Origin of the sequence: Streptomyces aureus (assembly GCF_001418135.1) — a bacterium.
Classification (GTDB): Bacteria; Actinomycetota; Actinomycetes; order Streptomycetales; family Streptomycetaceae; genus Streptomyces; species Streptomyces aureus_A.
In genome coordinates this window covers 1-1,772 of the sequence record NZ_LIPQ01000584.1, presented here as the reverse complement: position 1 = coordinate 1,772, position 1,772 = coordinate 1, and the positions used below count along the sequence as shown (strand labels likewise).

General features: G+C 69.6%; 1 protein-coding gene. It reads right to left on the bottom strand.

The window, feature by feature from the left end; translation table 11 throughout:
• Positions 1–341: 341 nt before the first annotated feature.
• Entirely contained in the window at positions 342–1,676 is a 1,335-nt protein-coding gene (gene gabT, locus AOK00_RS34500) for a 4-aminobutyrate--2-oxoglutarate transaminase (RefSeq protein WP_055604077.1), read from the bottom strand.
• Between the last annotated feature and the right edge of the window lie 96 nt (positions 1,677–1,772).

Genomic DNA, 1,772 nt, shown 5'->3' with positions numbered 1-1,772 from the left:
GCGGCCGTCCGATCGGTGAGGAGTTCCGGAGCACGAGGCTCCAGGGGTGTGCGCGACGGCACGGTGTGGGCGGGGCTGGGGAGGCTCCGCCCGGGGTGTTTCTCTCATCTGCAGAAACCGTACGCCAGAGAAGGGGGCACCGACAGCCGGAAACGCGTCCCGCCATCGGCCCCCCACACAGTCTTCACACGGCGTGTCAGATCCGAGGTCCGGATCCGAACTCCGGTGCGAAGGGCGACCGAGGTCCGGTGCGAACGGCGACCGAGGTCCGGTGCGAACGGCGACCGAACTCCGGTGTGTGTCCGCGGGCCTGCCGCAGGTCCGCTGCCGGACCCGCTGCGTCAGATCTGGGCGAAGGCGTTCTCGATGACGTCGAGGCCCTCGTTCAGCAGGTCCTCGCCCATGACCAGCGGCGGCAGGAAGCGCAGCACGTTGCCGTAGGTGCCACAGGTCAGGACCAGCACGCCCTCGGCGTGGCAGGCCTTCGCCAGCGCGGCGGCGGCCTCCGCGTACGGCTCCTTGGTCTCGCGGTCCTTGACCAGCTCGATGGCGATCATGGCGCCGCGGCCACGGATGTCACCGATGGCCGGGAACTTCTCCTGCATGGCGGTGAGGCGGTCCTTCATGACCTCCTCGATGCGCTTGGCCTTGGCGTTGAGGTCGAGCTCCTTCATCGTCTCGATGGAGCCCAGCGCGGCGGCGCAGGCCACCGGGTTGCCGCCGTAGGTGCCGCCCAGACCGCCGCCGTGGACGGAGTCCATGATCTCGGCGCGGCCGGTGACGGCGGCGAGCGGCAGACCGCCCGCGATGCCCTTGGCGGTGGTGATGAGGTCCGGGACGATGCCCTCGTCCTCGCACGCGAACCACTGGCCGGTGCGGCAGAAGCCGGACTGGATCTCGTCGGCGACGAAGACGATGCCGTTGTCGTTGGCGAACTTCACGATCGCCGGCAGGAAGCCCTTGGCCGGCTCGATGAAGCCGCCCTCGCCGAGGACGGGCTCGATGATGATCGCGGCGACGTTGTCGGCGCCGATCTGCTTGGTGATGTTGTCGATCGCCTGGGCGGCGGCCTCGGGGCCGCAGTTCTCCGGGCCGGTGGGCCAGCGGTAGCCGTAGGCCACCGGCACGCGGTAGACCTCGGGCGCGAACGGACCGAAGCCCTGCTTGTACGGCATGTTCTTCGACGTCAGCGCCATCGTGAGGTTCGTACGGCCGTGGTAGCCGTGGTCGAAGACGACGACGGCCTGGCGCTTGGTGTACGAACGGGCGATCTTGACCGCGTTCTCGACGGCCTCGGCGCCGGAGTTGAACAGCGCGGACTTCTTGGCGTGGTCGCCCGGGGTCAGCTCGGCGAGCGCCTCGCAGACCTCCACGTAACCCTCGTACGGCGTCACCATGAAACAGGTGTGGGTGAAGTCCTGCAGCTGCGCGGAGGCGCGGCGCACGACGGCCTCGGCGGAGGCGCCGACCGAGGTCACGGCGATGCCGGAACCGAAGTCGATCAGACGGTTGCCGTCGACGTCCTCGATGATGCCGCCACCGGCCCGCTTGGTGAAGACGGGGAGCGTGGAGCCCACGCCACCGGCGACCGTGTCGAGACGGCGGGCCTGAAGCTCCTGCGACTTCGGACCGGGAATGGCGGTGACGATGCGCCGCTCCTGCGGGACAGCGTTCATGCGGGGCTCCTGGGGGTGTTCTGGACGCACTTGCGGGTTTCCTCCGCAGGCTAGGCGCGAGGGAGGGGCGGGGGCATGCGCCGATCGGGAGTGGTG